Source organism: Streptomyces sp. LMG1-1-1.1, assembly GCF_040815545.1.
Taxonomy (GTDB): Bacteria; Actinomycetota; Actinomycetes; order Streptomycetales; family Streptomycetaceae; genus Streptomyces.
On the sequence record NZ_JBFPNH010000100.1, the window covers coordinates 1 to 560 of the forward strand.

Here is a 560-nt window from a genome sequence, read left to right on the forward strand (position 1 = left end):
CCGGGTCGGAGAAGCGGAGGCGTACGTGGCCGCCGGGGATGAGGCGCTTGAGCTGCTCGGCGGTGCCTTCGGCGGCGATCTTGCCGTTGTTGAGGACGGCGATGCGGTCGGCGAGTTGGTCGGCTTCCTCGAGGTACTGGGTGGTGAGGAAGACGGTGACTCCGCCGGTGACGAGTTCGCGGATGATCTGCCACATGTTGTGGCGGGAGCGGGGGTCGAGGCCGGTGGTGGGTTCGTCGAGGAAGATGATGCGCGGGTCGCCGACGAGGGTCATGGCGATGTCGAGGCGGCGCTTCATGCCGCCGGAGTAGGTGGAGGCGGGTTTTCCGGCGGCTTCGGTGAGGTCGAAGCGCTCGAGGAGTTCGGCGGCGATGCGGCGGCCTTCCGGGGTGGGCAGGTGGTGGAGGTCGGCCATGAGGAGCATGTTCTCCTGGCCGGTGATCAGGCCGTCGACGGCGGAGAACTGTCCGGTGACGCCGATCGCGGCGCGGACCTTCTGGGGGTCGGTGGCGAGGTCGTGGCCGGCGATGCGGGCCTCGCCGCCGTCGGCGGAGACGAGG

The 560-nt window shown here is 69.8% G+C and carries 1 protein-coding gene; it reads right to left on the reverse strand.

What is annotated here, in order from left to right; all coding sequences use genetic code 11:
- Positions 1 to 560 (reverse strand): ATP-binding cassette domain-containing protein (locus MRBLMG1_RS37505; RefSeq protein ID WP_367828587.1); only part of this gene is annotated, 560 nt, incomplete at both ends.